This is a genomic window from Variovorax sp. RA8 (assembly GCF_901827175.1).
Taxonomy (GTDB): domain Bacteria; phylum Pseudomonadota; class Gammaproteobacteria; order Burkholderiales; family Burkholderiaceae_C; genus Variovorax.
This window is the reverse complement of sequence record NZ_LR594662.1, coordinates 6367242-6384684: the sequence shown is the minus strand read 5'-3', so window position 1 is coordinate 6384684 and position 17443 is coordinate 6367242. Positions and strand designations below refer to the sequence as shown.

At 68.3% G+C, this 17443-nt stretch carries 16 protein-coding genes; 11 read left to right on the top strand and 5 right to left on the bottom strand.

Features of this window, described 5'->3' with window-relative positions:
• Nucleotides 1-85 precede the first annotated feature (85 nt).
• Nucleotides 86-487 (top strand): ArsR/SmtB family transcription factor, encoded by a 402-nt coding sequence (locus E5P3_RS30400; protein WP_162589362.1) that lies wholly within the window; start codon nucleotides 86-88, stop codon nucleotides 485-487.
• Between the two features lie 175 nt (nucleotides 488-662).
• Here the strand turns inward: E5P3_RS30400 and E5P3_RS30395 are convergent, their stop codons facing one another.
• Genes E5P3_RS30395 through E5P3_RS30385 form a run of 3 tightly spaced genes read right to left on the bottom strand, consistent with a single transcriptional unit; the run spans nucleotide 663 to nucleotide 3534 of the window.
• Nucleotides 663-1625, bottom strand: coding sequence for a tripartite tricarboxylate transporter substrate binding protein (locus tag E5P3_RS30395; protein WP_162589361.1), 963 nt, complete (start codon nucleotides 1623-1625; stop codon nucleotides 663-665).
• Entirely contained in the window at nucleotides 1622-2767 is a 1146-nt protein-coding gene (locus E5P3_RS30390) for a mandelate racemase/muconate lactonizing enzyme family protein (protein ID WP_162589360.1), read from the bottom strand. The genes E5P3_RS30395 and E5P3_RS30390 overlap by 4 nt, the downstream gene beginning before the upstream one ends.
• A 2-nt stretch (nucleotides 2768-2769) precedes the next feature.
• Nucleotides 2770-3534: an SDR family NAD(P)-dependent oxidoreductase gene (locus E5P3_RS30385; RefSeq protein WP_162589359.1), complete on the bottom strand. Its 765-nt coding sequence runs from the start codon at nucleotides 3532-3534 to the stop codon at nucleotides 2770-2772.
• Between the two features lie 115 nt (nucleotides 3535-3649).
• Between E5P3_RS30385 and E5P3_RS30380 the strand changes: the two genes are divergently transcribed.
• Nucleotides 3650-4537: a LysR family transcriptional regulator gene (locus tag E5P3_RS30380; protein ID WP_162589358.1), complete on the top strand. Its 888-nt coding sequence runs from the start codon at nucleotides 3650-3652 to the stop codon at nucleotides 4535-4537.
• A gap of 56 nt (nucleotides 4538-4593) precedes the next feature.
• Here E5P3_RS30380 and E5P3_RS30375 read toward each other — a convergent pair whose 3' ends face one another.
• Complete coding sequence (locus E5P3_RS30375) at nucleotides 4594-5574, bottom strand: Bug family tripartite tricarboxylate transporter substrate binding protein (protein WP_162589357.1); 981 nt, start codon at nucleotides 5572-5574, stop codon at nucleotides 4594-4596.
• 247 nt (nucleotides 5575-5821) lie between these two features.
• Here E5P3_RS30375 and E5P3_RS30370 point away from each other — a divergent pair, with 247 nt between their 5' ends.
• From E5P3_RS30370 to E5P3_RS30330, 9 genes are all read left to right on the top strand, one after another.
• On the top strand, nucleotides 5822-6625 hold the full coding sequence (locus E5P3_RS30370; RefSeq protein ID WP_162589356.1) for an IclR family transcriptional regulator: 804 nt from the start codon (nucleotides 5822-5824) through the stop codon (nucleotides 6623-6625).
• An 86-nt stretch (nucleotides 6626-6711) separates the two neighbouring features.
• Nucleotides 6712-7704, top strand: coding sequence for a Bug family tripartite tricarboxylate transporter substrate binding protein (locus E5P3_RS30365; protein ID WP_232073391.1), 993 nt, complete (start codon nucleotides 6712-6714; stop codon nucleotides 7702-7704).
• 166 nt (nucleotides 7705-7870) lie between these two features.
• On the top strand, nucleotides 7871-9175 hold the full coding sequence (locus E5P3_RS30360) for a CaiB/BaiF CoA transferase family protein (RefSeq protein WP_162589355.1): 1305 nt from the start codon (nucleotides 7871-7873) through the stop codon (nucleotides 9173-9175).
• A gap of 10 nt (nucleotides 9176-9185) precedes the next feature.
• The gene (locus tag E5P3_RS30355) at nucleotides 9186-10190 is read left to right on the top strand and encodes an acrylyl-CoA reductase family protein (RefSeq protein ID WP_162589354.1); all 1005 of its coding nucleotides are present in this window, start codon (nucleotides 9186-9188) and stop codon (nucleotides 10188-10190) included.
• Between the two features lie 18 nt (nucleotides 10191-10208).
• Complete coding sequence (locus tag E5P3_RS30350; RefSeq protein WP_162589353.1) at nucleotides 10209-11363, top strand: acyl-CoA dehydrogenase family protein; 1155 nt, start codon at nucleotides 10209-10211, stop codon at nucleotides 11361-11363.
• Nucleotides 11364-11409: 46 nt separating this feature from the next.
• The gene (locus tag E5P3_RS30345) at nucleotides 11410-12429 is read left to right on the top strand and encodes a LysR family transcriptional regulator (RefSeq protein WP_332107400.1); all 1020 of its coding nucleotides are present in this window, start codon (nucleotides 11410-11412) and stop codon (nucleotides 12427-12429) included.
• Nucleotides 12426-13535: a CaiB/BaiF CoA transferase family protein gene (locus tag E5P3_RS30340; RefSeq protein WP_162589352.1), complete on the top strand. Its 1110-nt coding sequence runs from the start codon at nucleotides 12426-12428 to the stop codon at nucleotides 13533-13535. The genes E5P3_RS30345 and E5P3_RS30340 overlap by 4 nt, the downstream gene beginning before the upstream one ends.
• Nucleotides 13532-14293, top strand: coding sequence for a TSUP family transporter (locus tag E5P3_RS30335; RefSeq protein ID WP_162589351.1), 762 nt, complete (start codon nucleotides 13532-13534; stop codon nucleotides 14291-14293). The genes E5P3_RS30340 and E5P3_RS30335 overlap by 4 nt, the downstream gene beginning before the upstream one ends.
• 117 nt (nucleotides 14294-14410) lie before the next feature.
• Nucleotides 14411-16792, top strand: a complete 2382-nt coding sequence (locus E5P3_RS30330; protein ID WP_162589350.1) for a phosphocholine-specific phospholipase C — start codon at nucleotides 14411-14413, stop codon at nucleotides 16790-16792.
• Nucleotides 16793-16873: 81 nt separating this feature from the next.
• Here E5P3_RS30330 and E5P3_RS30325 read toward each other — a convergent pair whose 3' ends face one another.
• Nucleotides 16874-17383 (bottom strand): ferritin-like domain-containing protein, encoded by a 510-nt coding sequence (locus E5P3_RS30325; protein WP_162589349.1) that lies wholly within the window; start codon nucleotides 17381-17383, stop codon nucleotides 16874-16876.
• Nucleotides 17384-17443: the final 60 nt, after the last annotated feature.

The following is a 17443-nucleotide window of genomic DNA, read 5'->3' as shown; positions in this document are numbered from 1 at the left end:
GCACGTAAATGATTTCGCCAGAACCAGTATGGGATCGGACTGCTGAGGCATGATTGCGCCAGATCAACATCAGGCGTGCCCAGGAATGGAAGGACTTTCCGATGAGGCGTTGGTGCAGGTGGCGGCGTATTTCCAGGCGCTGGCCGAGCCGACGCGGCTGCAGATCCTCAATTTGCTGCGCCAGCAGGAGCGCAATGTGGGCGAGCTGGCACAGCTGTGCGGCTACAGCTCCGCCAATGTCTCAAGGCACCTCGCCCTGTTGACGCAGCACGGCCTGGTGTCGCGGGAAACCCGCGGAAACAGTGCCTACTACCGCATCGCCGATCCGGCCGTCTACGAACTGTGCGACCTGGTGTGCGGCAACATCGCGCGGCAGTTCGAGCGCACGGCCTTGAAGCGCGCCGCATTCGCCGCGCCGGTCGCGCGGCGCGGAACGCCACGTTCGCCGGCCAGCCCGGCGGCCCGGACCAGGGGCACGCGGGGCTGACAGTCGCAGCTGCCCGCCCCGGAAGATTGCATTTCAGCAGCCGGCCTCAGGTGCCTTGAGCTGATCAACGTCAGCAACACCGTCAACCGTGGTTTGCGCGCCGGGTTGCTGGCGCTCACGTCGCCCGTCGGCTTGGCGACTGCGAGGTCGGCCTGTAGTGCCTGTGTCGGGTGCGCTATTTGTCCCCGTACGCCGCGAGCAGCTTGCGAAGGGCTTCGAGTTCCGAATTGAGGAAGGGTTGCGCCTGCCCGCTCGCCATGTAGCTGTCCGGCAGCGCGAGCTGCTGATCGACGAAGTGCTTGTAGTCGGCGCTCTTCACGAAGCGCTCGATCGAATCGGCCAGCACCTTCATGCGCTGCGCGTCCGTCCCGTTCTTGATCAACACCGCGCGCACCTGCGGCAGCAGCACTTCGTAGCCGAACTCCGCCGACACCGGCACGTCGGCGAAGGGCGGGGGCAGGCGCTTGGACGCGAAGAAGATGAGCGGCTTCAGGTCGCCCGAATCGATGAAGTTGCGCACGTCGCCGGCTTGCTCGTAGAGCAGATCGACGTGGCCGCCAAGCACGGCCGAGTACCGTTCGCCAGGCTTGGTATACGGGATGCCCGTGAGCGCGACCTTCTTCGTCGCGAGGTAGCGCGCGGTCAGGTCGTCGGCGGTGTTGGGGCCGGTGATGCCCAGCGTCACCCTGCCCGAGTTGACCTGCAACTCCTTCACCACGTCGCCCCAGCTCTTGAAGCGGCTGTTCCTGGGCGCGAAGATGCCCGAGGGCTGGCGCAGCAACACCGCCAGCGCCGTCGAGTCCTGCAGCTTGAAGCTCGGGTTGGGGGTCGCGGCCATCATCAGGCTGTCGCCCGTGAGGATGGCGATCGCCTGGCCGTCGGCGGGCTGGCTGACCATGCGGGAGAGGCCGATCATCCCGGACGCGCCGGGCAAGTTCACCACGGGGAAGGGTACCTTGAGATCGGCCTCGAGCCACTTGGCAAGGATGCGCGCCATCACGTCGGCGCCGCCGCCCGCACCCCAGGGCACGATCACGTCGACCGGCTTGGCCGGGTACGTCGACTGCGCCTGCGCCGACGGCAGCAGAAGCGCAGCTGACGCGATCGCTGCGCACAGCATCGTCAAAGTCTTTTTCATGGTTGCCTCGTCGTGTTGTTGATACTTGCACCGGCATGCATCGCGCGTCGCGCCACGTGCAGCCCCACGCGCTGGGCGGCCAGCGCATCGCGATCGAGCACCGGCGGCTCGCCCGCATTGATGAGCATGTCGCCCCGGTCCATTCGCGGCGGGTTCGCGAGAAGCGGCCGGCGCACCTTCAGGTAGCCGTTCATCTCGCCGGCGTTGTCGATGTGCCTGGCCGCCACACAGGCCTCCATCCAGCAGCCCGGATCGCAGGCCACGCCGTTGCCGAGCACCGGGCGCATGCCCAGTGCGCGGATGCGCTCGATGGCGCCGGCCAGCCGCTCGAGGCCGGCGAACTTCACGAGCTTGACCTTCACGTAGGTCGCGAGCCCCTCGGCCGCGGCACGCTCGATGTCGGGAAGCGCATAGATCGATTCGTCGAGCATCATCGGCACGCGTGCCGCGCGCACGGCCAGCGCGTGCGCGTCCCAGTCGTCCGCGCGGCAGGGTTGCTCGAAAAGCTCGATGTCCTGCGGATCGAGCGCCGCCAGGAACGCCGCGGCCTGCGGCCCTGAGAACGCCTGGTTGGCATCGATCCGGATGCGCGCGCGCCCTGCGACCACCGCCTGGATCCGGCGGATGCGCGCAAGGTCGTCCGAGCCGGCGAGCCCGACCTTGACCTTGACCGTGCGATAGCCTTGGTCGAGCAGCGTCTCGAACTCGTCCGCAGTCGTCGTTTCGTCGTCGGCATTGAGCAGCGCGAGCAGCGGCACCCGCGCGGGCTCGGACAGCGCGAGCCATTCGCTGCGCCCCAGCATGTCCAGGGCGGTGCCGAAGGCGGTCGCCGTGAAGGGCGCCCGCTGCGCGATCGCGTCCACGCGGGTGCGGAACGCACGGTGCGTGCATCCGGCCAGCTCATCGGCAAGCTGCTGCGCCAGCGCCCAGGCGCCGTCCACGCTCTCGTCGGTGTAGCCGTTGAGCAGCGTCGCCTCGCCGAAGCCGGTCGCGCCGTCGGCGTCGGTCAGTTCGACCAGCAGCGTATCGAATGCGGTGAGGTCGCCGAACGCCAGGCGGTAGGGGCGAGCGAGCGGCACGCGAAGCCGGTGCACCTCGATGCGCTCGATGCGCGCCAGGCCGATGCGTTCTGTCGTGGGCACGGCTAGATCTCGCCGTCGCGGGCGCGGCCGATGAGCCAGCCGCCTTCGACCGCGATCTCCGAGCCGGTGATGTAGTCCGACTCGTCGGAGGCCAGGAACACCGCCGCATGCGCGATGTCGTCGGCGGTGCCCCAGCGGCCGACCACGGTCTCCTTGCCCCATGCCACCTCCGTGCTGGTCGCGGCGGCCTCGTTCATCGGCGTCGCGATCGAGCCGGGCGAGATCGCGGTGACGCAGATGTTCTTGCCGCGCATGTCCATCGCCAGCGCGCGCGTCAGCCCCATGACGCCGGCCTTCGCCGCGCAGTAGGCGACGCGGTCGGGCCGCCCGGTGTGCGCCGCAATCGATGCGAGGTTGATGATCTTTCCCTTGCCCGTCTTCAGCATGCTGGGAATGACCGCCTGCGCGCAGAAGAAGTGGCCGGTCAGGTTGATGTCGATCATGCGGTGCCAGTCGTCCTCGGTGTGTTCGAGAAAGCCCTTCAGGCAGCGCGAGCCGGCGTTGTTCACCAGCACATCGATGCGGCCGAAGCGGGCGAGCGCCGCATCCGCCATCTGCAGGGTCTCGGCCTTGCGCGTCACGTCGACCTTGACCGCGATCGCCTCGCCGCCCTCGGCTTCGATCAGGGCCGCCGTCTGGGACGCGCCTTCCAGGTTGATGTCCGCGACGACCACCTTCGCGCCCTGACGCACGAAGGCCAGCGAGATCGCGCGGCCCATGCCGCTGCCCGCTCCCGTGACCACTGCTACTTTGCCTTTGAGGCGCATCTCGTTTGCTCCATGTGTTGTGCCGACAGGCAAATCTACGAGTTCTAAAGTTAGACAAGAACGCATTTTTCAAAGAAGATGTTCACTTATTTGGAACATAGAGGGTGCGGTGCTCATGGGCATCCGTGAACTGAAGACCTTCGTCGCCGTGGCCGAGCGCGGCAGCCTGAGCGCCGGTGCAGACGCGCGCTTCATCAGCCTGCCGGCCGTGAGCGCGCAGATTGCAAGCCTCGAGGCCGAATGGGGCATCAGCCTGTTCGATCGCACACGCAAGCCGGCGCGGCTCACCAACGAAGGCTTAGCGCTGCTTGCCAAGGCGCGCGAGGTGCTGGTGCTCTACGACCAGATCGGCGATGCGGTTCGCGAAGCGGACGACCTCACCGGCAGCCTCGTACTCGGCTCCATTCCCACTGCGCTGACCAGCGTGATCCCGAAGGCGTTGCTGTCGCTGCGCACGCTCCATCCGGGGCTGCAGATCAGGGTGCACCACGGGCTGTCGCCCTCCTTCGCGGAGATGCTGCGGCATGGCGAGATCGATGCGGCGATCATCAGCGAGCCGCGCGCGCAATTGCCCAGCGTGCGGTGGGAGCCTTTTGCGCGCGAGCCCATCCTCGTGATCGCGCCGCGGGAAGCGAAGGGCCGCACGGACGAGGCGTTGCTCAAGGCGTATCCGTACATCCGGTTCAATCGCCACTTCTGGGTCAGCCACGTGATCGAGGAGGCGCTGGCCAAGCGGCGAATCGTCCTGCGCGAGACGATGGAGCTGGATTCGCTGGAGGCAATCGCCCTGATGGTGGCCCACGGCCTGGGCGTGTCGATCATCCCCGTGAGCCACACGAGTTTCCTTCGGCTGCATCGCGTCAAGGCCGTGCCGCTCGGGCGGCCGCCGCTGTCGCGGACCATCGGGCTGGCCGAGCGCGTCGGGAACCCGAAGGGCCGGTTGACGGCGGCGCTGCTCGATGCGCTGAATCGCGCCGCCGCCAAGAGTGCAAGAAGCACCTAGAGCGCGCCGAGCCGCAGCCGGTCGAGCCGCCGGACTACGTGTTCAACAAGCGCGCATCATTCCAGCGACGCTCCGGAGATCTTGATCCGCTTCGCTTGGATCGGCCGGTCGTTGACGACATAGGCCAACGCTTCCTCGGGTGTCGACCCGATCGGCATGAGCGCGAACGGATCCATGTGCTTCTCCTGGAAGTCCTTCTCGCTCACGATCGCTTTCACCGATGCCGCCAAGGCTTGCGCAACTTCCTTCGGAAGGCCGCCGGGCGCACTGAGCATGATCACGTACTGCGCCTTCAGATCCTCGTGACCCAGTTCCTTGAAGGTCGGGACGTCGGGCAATCCCTTGATGCGCGACTCGGCGCCCACCGCGACGATCCTCAGGCGCCCGTCGTTGTGATACGGCAGCACGGTGGTGACGGCCGTCACGGTGGCGTCCACGCGCCCCGCGATCAGGTCCGGCGCAATGGGCGGGAAGCCCTTGTAAGGCACATGCACCCACTCGAACTTCTCCTTCGTCGCGAGCATGGCGACGGGCAGGTGCGTGATGCCCCCGATGCCTGACGAGGCGAACTTCACCGAGTCGGCCTTGCGGCTCTTCACGTCCTTCAGGAACTGGCTGAAGGACTTCGCCGGAAATGTCGGGCTGAGGGCCAGCGCCATCGGGACGCGGATCATGATGCTCACGGGCGTGAGGTCCGACTCGGGGTTGTAGCTGAGGCTCTTGTAGAGAAACTGGTTCTGCGTGATGGGCGCTTCGGTGGAGACCAGGAGCGTGTAGCCATCGGGCCTGGATTTGGCGACGAACTGCGCCGCGACCATCTCGCTGGCACCGGCCTTGTTCTCGACGAGCACGGACTGGTTCAGCCTCTGCGCGAGGCCCTTGGCCAATGCGCGCGCAAACGTGTCGACCGACCCGCCGGCGGAATAGCCGACCACCAGGGTGATGGGCTTGTCCTGGAAGGTCTGCGCGTGCGAAAGGCCTGCCAGGCCCAGCAGGCCGGCAAGCGCGGCCCGAATGAAAAGCGATCTCTTGTGCATGGCGTCTCCGATATGTGTCTTGTGGTCCCGGTCAAGCCCATGCTAGGACGCGGGACGTGGCTGCATCCATCTCGAAATTGCGAACGCGCCCTTCGGTTGCATGGAACGCAAGGCGGGCGGCCCGGCGTTCTGCAATGCAGACTGCTGTGTGAGTGCGCGACCTGCTGTTCTGCCTGATTGACGCTGCGCGGAGAGGCATAGTAAGGTCAATCGCACGCGAATCAAAGCGTTCCGCAGTGCAGACCAAATGACAGACCTTACACGCAACCAGATCATCGCCGCCGCTGCCGGCACCCTCGAAGTGCTCGAGGTGCTGGGCCAGGCCGCAGGCGAGATGTCGCTTCGCGAGATCGTGGCCTTGACGGGCAAGCCGAAGGGCACCGTGCACCGCATGGTGTCCACGCTGGTCAACACCGGCTATGCAATGCACGACGCGGAAAGCGGCAGATACGCGCTGACGCTGAAGGCCTGGCGCGTCGGCGCGAGCGCGCTGCGGCGGCTCGACCTGGTTGAGCTCACCCGTCCCATCCTCGCCGACCTGCGGGCGGAGTCGGGAGAGACGGTGCACCTCTCCGTGCTCGATTCCTCCGGAGGCGTGGTGTACGTCGCCAAGCTCGAAAGTCCGAAGTCGATCGGCGTGCAGACGCGGCTCGGCCAGTTGAGCCCCGCGTGGTGCACGGCGACGGGGCGGGCGATCCTTGCGTTCAACCCGGCCGACGCGGAGCGCGCGCTTTCGGGCGCCCTGGAGCGCCGCACACCTCGCACGGTGATCGACACCGCCGAGCTGCGCAGGCTGCTGGCGGACGTGCGCGAGAACGGCTACGCCGTCACGCAGGCGGAGAACCATCCCGAGATGGGCGGCGTTGCGGCGCCGATCCGCGACCACTCGGGTCAGGTGGTGGCGGCGCTCGGCGTGGCGATGCCGGAGTACCGCATGTCGCCCGACATCGTCGAAGCGGCCATTCCAAGCGTCATGCGCGCAGCCGCCGAGGCCTCGCGCGTGCTGGGCCACGTGGAGCCCCCGCACCGGGGAGGCCTGCGCGCGGCATAGGCATCCGTGATCCGGCACCGCCGACGATCTTCGTCGGGGCAGTTGGCATGCATCAGCTCAGTGAACACAACCAGGAGACAAACCCCGTGATCGAAGCCAGGACCACCCGCAGGAACATCTGCCGCATGGCCGCCGCCCTGTCGCTCGCCGCGCTCTCGCCGCACGGCCATGCCGCAGGTGCATGGCCCACCAAGACCATCACGCTGGTCGTGCCCTTTGCCGCCGGCGGCACCACCGACATCGTCGGCCGCACGCTGGGCCAGGCCCTGTCCGAGCTGTGGGGGCAGCCGGTGGTGATCGACAACCGCGCGGGCGCGGGCGGCAACATCGGCACCGCGCTGGCGTCGAAGGCGCCGGCGGACGGGCACACGCTGCTGCTCATCTCCGGCAGCGTGTTCACGGTCAATCCGCATCTCTATCGCAAGGTGCCCTTCGACGTGCACAAGGACTTCGTGCCGATCACCAACGTGGCGAGCACGCCGATGGTGGTGGTCGTTCCCGCGAACTCCGACGCCAGGGACCTCAAGGCGCTGATCCACAGGGCCAAGGAAAAGCCGGGCGTGGTGAACTTCGGCTCGGCGGGCCCAGGCAGCCAGCTTCACATGGCGGGCGAGGGCTTCGCCTCGGCTGCGGGAGTCGAGCTTGTCCACGTGCCCTACAAGGGAGAGGCGCCCGCCTTCGCGGACCTGATGGCGGGCCAGACGCAGTTGGTGGTCGGGATGATCGGTGCCGCGGCGAGCCTGGTGAACGACGGGCGCCTGCGTGCGCTGGCGGTCACCAGCAGGGAGCGATCCCCGCTGCTGCCCAACGTGCCGACGACCGCCGAGAGCGGCCTGCCCAGCTTCGTCAACAACGGATGGTTCGGCCTCGCAGCGCCGGCAGGCACGCCGGGCGAGGTCGTCGCGAAGATCCAGCGCGACACCGCGACGGTGCTGGAGCGGCCTGCCCTGCAACACAAGCTGCGGGCCCTGGGCATGGTTCCGGTGGGCAATAGCTCCGCGGCCTTCGCCAAGTCGATCGACGAGGAATCGGCACGGTGGGCCGCGCTCATCAAGTCGCGCAAGCTCGCCATCGAATGAGCTGACAAGGCCGCCGGCGCACGCGCCGAGGCCGCGTGCTCTGGGGCGGGAGCCAGGTTCACGCATTCGATGCAGCCGAACGCGGCGTTTCAAACATACAGATTCACAAGAGGGCGTGCGGCTGCAAAGAATGCATTCACCGATTCATGAGGCACAGACGAAAGCAATGACAGACCACGATGCGAGCGAAGGCGCCGCGAGCCAGGGGCCGCTCACTGGCTACCGCGTTCTCGAACTGGGGTCCACCGCGGCCGGCCCCTTCTGCACCCGGCTGCTGGCCGACTTCGGCGCGGAGGTGGTGAAGATCGAATCGGCCGAAGGCGATCCCATTCGCCAGCTCGGCGAAACGGTGGATGGCAAGTCGCTGTATGCGGCGACGATCTGCCGCAACAAGAGGATCGCCTGCTTCGACCTGCGCAACCCGAAAGGGCGCGACGTGGTCAGGGCCATGATCCCGAGGTTCGACATCGTGGTCGAGAACTTCCGCCCGGGCACACTGGAGAAATGGGAGCTCGGCTACGAGGACCTGCGCAAGCTCCGTCCCGACCTCGTCATGACGCGGGTCAGCGGCTACGGGCAAACGGGCCCCTACCGCAACAAGCCGGGCTACGGCGTCATTGGCGAAGCGATGAGCGGGCTGCGCCAGATGATCGGCGACCCCGATCGTCCGCCCTCGCGGGTCGCCATTCCCCTGACCGACTACATCGCCGGGCTCTATGCCGCCATGGGCACGACCATGGCGATCCTGCACCGCGAGAAGAGCGGCCAGGGGCAGTGCATCGACGCGGCGCTGATCGAATCGGCCTTCAGCTTCATGGAGGCCTATGTCCCCGCCTTCGAGAAGACCGGCAAGAGCGGCATGCGCTCTGGCCCCCGCCTGCCGAACAGTGCGCCGAACACCCTGTTCCCGACGCGCGACGGCCAGCACATCCACATCGCGGCGCTCGCCGACGGCATCTTCCGGCGACTGGCGCGCGTGATGGGGCGCCCCGAGTTCGGCTCCGATCCCCGCTTCGCCACCCAGGCCGCGCGCAACCGCAACGAGGCCGAACTGGAAGCGCTCATCGGCGAATGGACCTCCGCGCACGACCTCGATGCGCTCCAGGCTGCGCTGGATGCGGACGATGTACCGGCGAGCCGGATCTTCACCATGGCCGACATCTTCAAGGACCAGCACTTCCGCAGCCGCGGCATGCTGGTGCCGACGCCCGACGACGACCTGGGCGAGGTCACCCTGGCGGGTGTCGTTCCGAAGATGTCCCTCACGCCGGGAAGGATCCGCTGGTCCGGCCACCGCATCGGCCAGGACACGCGCGCCCTGCTGCGCGAGCTCGCCGGCCTGGACGATGCCGCGATCGACGCCCTCGTGGCGGAGGGTGTCGTCTCCTGCGATCCGCAAGCGCAGCCCGGCGCGACCGGACCGACACGCCCCGCCACCGCCACAACCACCACCTCAACGATCAGCCTCTGAGCTCCTGACCATGAACAGATTCAAAGCCTTTCGCGTCCACACCATCGATGGCAAGCCGGTTTGCCGATTCGAGCAGTTGACGCTGGACGACCTGGACCCCGGTCCGGTGCTCATTCGCACGGCCTTCTCGGCCATCACCTACAAGGATGCGATGGCCGCCCGCGGCGTCGGGCGCAACGTGCGCACCGACCGCCCCTGCGTCACCGGCGTCGACATGTCCGGGGTGGTCGTGTCTTCCGAGGACTCGCGCTTTCGCGAAGGCGACCAGGTCGCAGTGACCAACTACAAGCTCGGCACCGAGCAGGATGGCGGATACGCCGAGTACACGCGGGTTCCGGGCGACTGGATCGTTCCCCTGCCGAAAGGACTCTCGCTCTACGAGGCCATGGCCTTGGGCACCTCGGGCCTGACCGCCGCGCTGGCGGTGGACCGGCTGGAAAAGGCGGGCCTCACGCCCGACGCCGGGCCTGTCGCCGTGACCGGCGCCACGGGCGGTGTCGGCAGCCTGGCGGTCGACATGTTCGCGCGGCGCGGCTTCGAAGTCGTCGCGATCTCCGGCAAGCGCGAGCAGGAGGACTTCCTGAAGTCGATCGGCGCGGCGCGCGTCATGCCGCGTGACGAGCTGCTCGCCGACAAGTCGGCCATGGCGAGCGGCGCCCCCTTCGCCGGCGCGCTCGACAACGTGGGCGGCGGCATGCTCGACCGGCTGATGGCGCAGATGCGGCCGCACGGGAAGATCGCCGTGGCCGGCATGGTCGGTGTCGAGTTGCACACGACCGTGCTGCCCTTCGTGCTGCGCTCGGTCGACATCCTCGGCATCAACGTCTCGCGCCAACTGCAGATGCCCGAGCGGCAGCGCCTCTGGCAGCGAATGGCCACCGATCTCAAGCCAGCGCACCTGCCGCAAATCGCGAGACCCATCCCGTTCGAAGACCTCGACAAAACCATGGACAGCTTCTTCAACGTCTCCACCGTCGGGCGCGTGGTGGTCGAGGTGGGCTCCCGCGCAGGCTGAGAAAGGAAGGAACACAGCATGGACTTCGCACTGAACGATGACCAGCGGATGATGGTCGAGGCGGCCCGACGCCTGAACGAGAAATTCGTCGAGCCGCTGCTGGCTTCGCACCACCGGGACAAGGCGCTGCCCAAGTCCGCGGTGCTCATGCTGCTCGAGAAGGCGGCCGACCTCGGCCTGACCTCGGCACGCATTCCCGAGAAGGATGGCGGTGCGGGCATGGGCCTGCTGGACTACGGCCTGCTCGTCGAGCAGCTGCCGCCGACGGTGATGCTGATCGTCCAGCCGCACGAAGCCACGACGACGCGCATCCATTTCGGCGGCAGTCCCGAGCAGCGCGAGCGCTTCGTGCCCGACCTGATGGCCGGGCGCCGCATCGCCTGCACCGGCAGCACCGAACCCGACGTCGGCTCGGACCCGCGCGGCATCAAGACGACGGCGACTCCCGACGGCAACCACGTGGTCCTCAACGGGCGCAAGCAGTGGATTTCCAACGCCACGGTATGCGACGTGATGAACGTGACCTGCCGCATTCCCGAGGGCTCGGGCTACCGCATGGCGCGCGTCCTCGTCGACCGCGCCGAGTCGCCCTTCGAGGCCAACGAGGTCGACATGCTGGGCTTGCGCCAGTCGCCGTTGGGCGAGGTGCTCTTCGACGGCTGCCGGGTGCCGCAGGCCAACGTGTGCCCCGACAACGGCGACACGGCCAAGCTGCTGACCATCACCTGGCTGGCGAACCGGCCCACGGTCGGGTTGATGGCGGTGCACCTGGCCCAGCGCGCCTTCGAGCTGGCGCGCGAGTACGCGGGCGTGCGCAAGCAGTTCGGCAAGGCAATCGGCGCCTACCAGCTGATCCAGCACGACCTCGCCGAGATCGAGACGGCCGTGGTCACGAGCCGCCTGGCCTGCTACAACGCGCTTGCCGCGCTCGACCGGGGCGAGCGCGCGAACGGACTGTCGGCCATGGCCAAGCGCTATGCGGTGGACGCCTGCGATCGTGCCATCCAGCTCGCGATGCGCATCCATGGCGGCATGGGCCTGAGCCGTGAGCTGGGGCTCGAGCAGATGGCGCGCGACGTGCGCACGCTGGCGATCCCCGACGGCACGCCCGGCATCCTGTCGCTCATCCAGGGTCGCGAGATCACCGGCTTCGACGGGTTCCGCCCTGCCTGACGTGCCACATATGCTGCTGCCCTCGGCCTCGGTGACGGAGGTGCCCATGCCAGCTCCAATCGTGCCCGGTGACGGCGAAGCGGGCGATGCCGCCAGGCGCAGCGCGCCCTTCGCCGATGAGCCGGTGCGCGTGCATTTCGACATCGCGGACCTGCGCCTGTTCGTCCACATCGCGGAGCTCGGCAACCTCACGCGCGGCGCGCAGCGCGCAGCGCTCTCGCCCGCGGCCGCGAGCTCGCGTCTCAAGTCGCTGGAAAGCCAGCTGCGCAGCCGCCTGTTCTACCGGGACCCGCGAGGCCTGACGCTCACCTCGGCGGGGGAGACGCTCCTGCGCCATGCGCGCGTGATCCTTCGCCAGATCGAGCATGTGAAGAGCGATTTCTCGGTCCATTCGGATGGCGCCACCGGCCATATCCGCATGTTCGCCAATACCACCACCATCACCGAGGTGCTGCCGGATGTGCTGGCCCGGTTCATGGGCGAGCGGCCCGGCGTCACCGTCGACCTGCAGGAGCGCAACACGCGCGAGGTGGTGCGCGGCATTCTCGACGGTTCCGCCGATATCGGCATCATCGCGGGCCCGGCACCCGAGTCGACGCTGCAGTCGCAGTGCTTCAGCACCGACCGGCTCGTGCTGGCGACGCCCTTCGTCCACCCCTTGAGCGGCCGCAGCGAGATGCGCTTCGAGGAAACGCTGGAGTTCCCGCACATCGGCCTGCAGGGCAGCACGCTCGACCTGTTCCTGACGCAGACGGTCAGCCAGCTCAACCAGACCCTGAACGTGCGCGTGATGATGAGCAGCTTCGAGGCGATGTGCCGCATGATCGAAGCCGGCGTCGGCGTCGGAATCGTTCCCGAATCGGCGGCGAGCCGGCTCGCCCGCAGCATGCGGCTGAACCTGGTCCGGCTGTCCGACCCCTGGGCCTTTCGGGAGCGCCGGGTGCTGTACCGCGACATCGATGCACTCCCGGGCTGTGCCCGCATCTTCCTGGACATGCTCGTGCGTGCCCCGGGCCCGGCCATGCCTGCGCCCGGCGCGAGCCCCGCGCAAGGAGACCCCTCATGACGGCTGTTCTTTCCGGCCTTCGCATTCTCGAATTCGCCGCGATCGGCCCCGTGCCCTGGTGCGGCATGGTGCTGGCGGACCTCGGCGCCAGCGTGGTCCGCGTCGAGCGTCCCGGCAGCGCCGCCGAGCGCGACACGCTCGGCGCGGTGCGCCGCGGCCGCACGCTTGTCGAGCTGGACCTCAAGTCGGCCGAAGGCCGCGAGGCCGCGCTGCAGCTCGTCGAGCGCGCCGACATCCTGCTCGAAGGACTGCGCCCGGGAGTGATGGAGCGCCTGGGGCTCGGCCCGCAGGAATGCATGGCCCGCAACCCGCGCCTGGTCTATGGCCGCATGACAGGATGGGGCCAGACCGGTCCCCTGGCGCAGCAGGCCGGCCACGACATCAACTACATCGCGCTCTCGGGCGCGCTGCATGCGATCGGCACTGCCGACAAGCCGGTGCCGCCGCTCAACCTCGTCGGCGACTTCGGCGGTGGTGGCGCCTTCCTCGCCATCGGCGTGCTCGCCGCCGCCTGGCAGGCGCGCGCCTGCGGGCGTGGCCAGGTGGTCGACGCCGCCATGGTCGACGGCAGCGCCGTGCTCATGGCCATGATCTTCAGCCGGATGCTGATGGGGCAGTGGACCGATCGGCGCGCCAGCAACGCACTCGACGGCGGCGTCCCCTGGTACGACACCTATCGCACCCGCGATGGCCGATTCGTCGCCGTGGGCGCGCTCGAGCCGCAGTTCTACGACGAGCTGGTGCAGCGGCTCGGCCTGGCCGGGCAGTTGCCGGATCGGCAGGAGGCGGCACATTGGCCCGAGATACGGCGCCGCTTCGAGGAAGCCTTCGGCAGCCGCACGCGCGAGGAGTGGGCCGCCCACTTCGCCGCCAGCGATGCCTGCGTGACCCCCGTGCTCTCCCTCGCCGAGGCCATGGCGCATCCGCACATGCAGGCGCGCGGGGTCTTCATGCCTTGGGATGCTGGCCGGGTGCCGGCGGCGGCCCCGGTGTTCGACGGCGCGCGGCCGCCGCCGACGCCACCATCGCGCCGCTGCTCCATGGCCGAGGTGCTGCAGAATTGGCCTTCGGTGCCGCTCCCTGCCCGCGGCCCGACAGCCTCTTGATCCCTCTCGAAACGGCCTTCCTGTTCCTCGGCTGCGTGGCAGCCGCCACCTTCGTGCAGAACCTCACCGGCTTCGCCATGGGCCTGGTGCTGCTGGGCCTGGTCGAGCTTCTGCACGTCGTGCCGCTGGCCGAGGCCGTCAACGCCACCATGGTGCTCGCGCTCGTCAATGCGACGGCTTTCTTTCGCAGCCATGGCGGCGAGCTTCCATGGCGCCCCTTGCGCCACGCAATGCCGGCGAGCCTCGCCGGGGTGGTCATCGGCATCGGGCTGCTCGCGTGGCTGAGCGCGAACGCGCAGCAGTTCCTGAGGCTGTTGCTGGGTGTCGTCGTGGTGCTCAGCGCCCTGGCGCTGCTTCTGCGCAATCGCCAGCTTGCGCAGCCCTCGCCGCCGGCGGCCTTCGCGGCGGCGGGCCTGCTCTCCGGGGTGCTCGGCGGGCTGTTCGCGACCTCCGGGCCGCCGATCGTCTTCCACTTGTACCGCCAGCCCTTCGAGCCCAACTTCGTGCGCCGCTGCCTGACGCTGATGTTCTCGGCCAACAACGCCTTCCGCCTGGTGCTCGTCGCGGGCGCCGGCCACTTCTCCATGCGCTCGCTGCTGCTGTCGGGCATGGCCCTGCCCGTCGTCTATGCCGTGACCCGGTGGTGCGTGCGGCACCCGCTGCCGGTGTCGGAGCGCGCGCTGCGGACGATCACCGCCCTGCTGCTGGCCGTGACGGGCGTTTCGCTCGCGGCCTCGGCAGGATCGTGGCCCTGGTAGCGGCCGGGCCCTGGCGTCGATGCCGCGCGCAGAAGGAGCGCGCACGGCGTCATCGTCGTGACATTGCTGTTGCCTAGCCTCGGGGCCTCCCCAGTGCGAGCAACCCACGCCAACGATATGACCGCCAACTCCCGCCGCAAATTCATCCAGAGCACCGCCACCACCGGCATCGCCGCCGCCACGCTGGCCGCCTTCCCTCCCAGCATCCGCCGCGCGCTGGCCATTCCCGCGCACCACGACACCGGCACCGTGAAGGACGTCAAGCACGTGGTGCTGCTGATGCAGGAGAACCGTTCCTTCGACAGCTACTTCGGCACCTTCAAGGGCGTGCGCGGCTTCGGCGACCGCTTCGCGATCCCGACGCCGAACGGCAGGAACGCCTTCTATCAGACCTACACGAAGACCACGCCGGCGAGCACCTTCGTGCCCTACCACCTCGACGAGAGCAAGGGCAACGCGCAGCGCGCCGGCAGCACGCCGCACGCCTGGTCCGATTCGCAGGCCGCCTGGGACCACGGCCGCATGTACAAGTGGCCGGACGCCAAGAACCAGCTGTCGATGGGCTACTACGAAACGGCCGAAGTGCCGTTCCAGCGCGCGCTGGCCGACGCCTTCACGCTGTGCGACCACTACCACTGCGGCATGCACACGGGCACCATCGCCAACCGGTTGTTCTACTGGAGCGGCACCAACGGCCCGAACGGCATCAGCCCCATCGACGGCAGCAAGGTGCAGGTCGCGGCGCTGAACAACCAGTTCAACGGCGGCAACGACATCGGCGCTTCCACGCAGGGCTGGACCTGGACCACCTATGCCGACCGGCTCGAGAAAGCCGGCGTGAAGTGGAAGGTCTACCAGAGCCTGATCGACAACTTCGGCTGCAACGAGATGATGGGCTTTCGCCACTGGCGCGCCCAGATCGAGCAGATGCCGCCGGCGCGCCGTCCGGTCTATGTGCCGGCCACGGACATCACGCAGCCGGTCACCGCCGCCGGCCCCTTCTACGACCCGGTGGTCGACGACGCGCTCAGCCCGCTCGCCAAGGGCTTCCACAACACGATGCCCTACGGCTTCCTGGAGACCTTCCGCGAGGACATCCAGAACGGCAAGCTGCCTGCGGTGTCGTGGATCATCGCGCCCTCGGCCTACAGCGAGCACCCCGGACCGTCGAGCCCGGCCAAGGGCGGCTGGTACGTGCAGCAGGTGCTGGACGCGCTGACCGCCAACCCCGAGGTCTGGAGCAAGACCGTCCTCTTGATCAACTTCGACGAGAACGACGGCTTCTTCGACCACGTGCCGACGCCTTCGGTGCCCTCGCGCAATGCCGACGGCACGCTGGCCGGCGGCACCACGATGAAGGACGAAGACGTCGCGGTGGAGTATCACAACTACACGCCCGCGACCACGAGCCAGCCGGCCAAGGATGGCCGGCCCTACGGCCCGGGTCCGCGCGTGCCGCTGTGGGTGGTCTCGCCGTGGAGCCGCGGCGGCTGGGTCAACTCCCAGGTCTGCGACCACACCTCGACGCTGCTGTTCCTGGAGAAGTGCTTCGGCGTGGCCGAACCGCAGATCAGCGCCTATCGCCGCGCCGTCTGCGGCGACCTGACCAGCGCCTTCAACTTCGAGCGCCCCAACGACGAGCCGCTGCCCACGCTGGCCGGCCGCAGGACCAAGGCCGAGGTCGATGCGCTGACGGCAGCCCAGCAGGCGCTGCCGAAGATCGTGCCGCCGGCCGATCTCGCGCTGCCGGTGCAGGCCACCGGCGTGCGTCCCTCGCGCGCCCTGCCCTACGAGCTGCACACCACCGCGCGCGTCGATTCCGCCAACGGCCGCGTCCAGCTGGCTTTCGCCAACAGCGGCCGCGCCGCCGCCGTGTTCCACGTCTACGACAAGCTGCACCTGGCAGATCGCGTGCCGCGCCGCTACATGGTCGAGCCGGGCAAGCAGCTCAGTGGCGACTGGGCGGCCGCGATCGACGACGCCGGCCTGTACGACCTGTGGGTGCTCGGGCCGAACGGCTTCCACCGTCACTTCAAGGGCGACTTGAACCGGTTGCGCGCCGCGGGCGCAGCGCTTCCCGAGATCCGCACAGGCTACGACGCGCGCAAGGGCGACATCTACCTGCAGATGCGCAACGGCGGCCGGCGCGATTGCCGGTTCACCGTCCAGCACAACCTGGCCTACCCGCGCCTCGACGGCCGTGGGGCCGGCGGCAAAGATGGACGCGACGACCATGACGATCACGGCCGCCACGACCGGGACCACGACCACGACGACCACGATGACCGCGGCAACAAGCCCCGCGGCCCGTGGAGCGTGCGGGTCAAGGGCGGCGACGACGCCACCATGCGCTGGAGCCTGGACGCCACCGGCAACTGGTATGACTTCGTGGTGACCTGCGATGCCGACACCGCCTTCTACCGCCGCTTCGCCGGGCGGGTCGAGACCGGCCGGCACTCGGTGAGCGATCCGGCGATGGGGCTGCCCGAGCGCTTCTGAAACCGGCTGCATGGACTGCAGCAATGGCGATGGGTGCGCCGGCCCGGGAGTACTTACTGCAAGTCTCGCGCGCCAGCCGCGTCAGCCGCGGGAGCTCGCTTCACTGCGCAAGTCACCGATCTGGTCGTGGTTGCGCTGAGCGCACTGCGCCTGGCGTTCCACGAAACTGCGCACCTCGGGGGGTAGGTTCTGCGCCAGTGCCTCGCGGTAACGCGCCACTGCCGCATCCTCCCTTCGTTCGCATTCCTCGAGCATCGACAGGTCGGTGTCCGCGCCCACGGCGCCCTTGATGTGGACCCAGCCACGGTGCAAGGCTCCGCTGGCTGCGTCCCCCTCGGCGGGCGAGCCTCCAAAGCGCCAGATCAACCGGACCAGCTCGTCGGCTGCCTGCTGGCACTGCTCGGCTCGGTGATAGAACACCTCCTGAAGCCTCGCCGCCGCTGCCTCGTCTGCACAGGCCTGGAAGCCAAACTCTGCCTCCCGCGTGGTCTCGAGCAACTCGTTGAGCACGTCCACCACACGAGGGGCGCTCGGCGCCGCCGTCGAAGCGTCCGGGTTCGTATCGGCGGAAGGACGATTTTCCTTGGTCATGATGCGACTCCTGGATGCGCCATCGGGCAGCAAGCGGAAAGAATCCTCCTCTATCCCTTA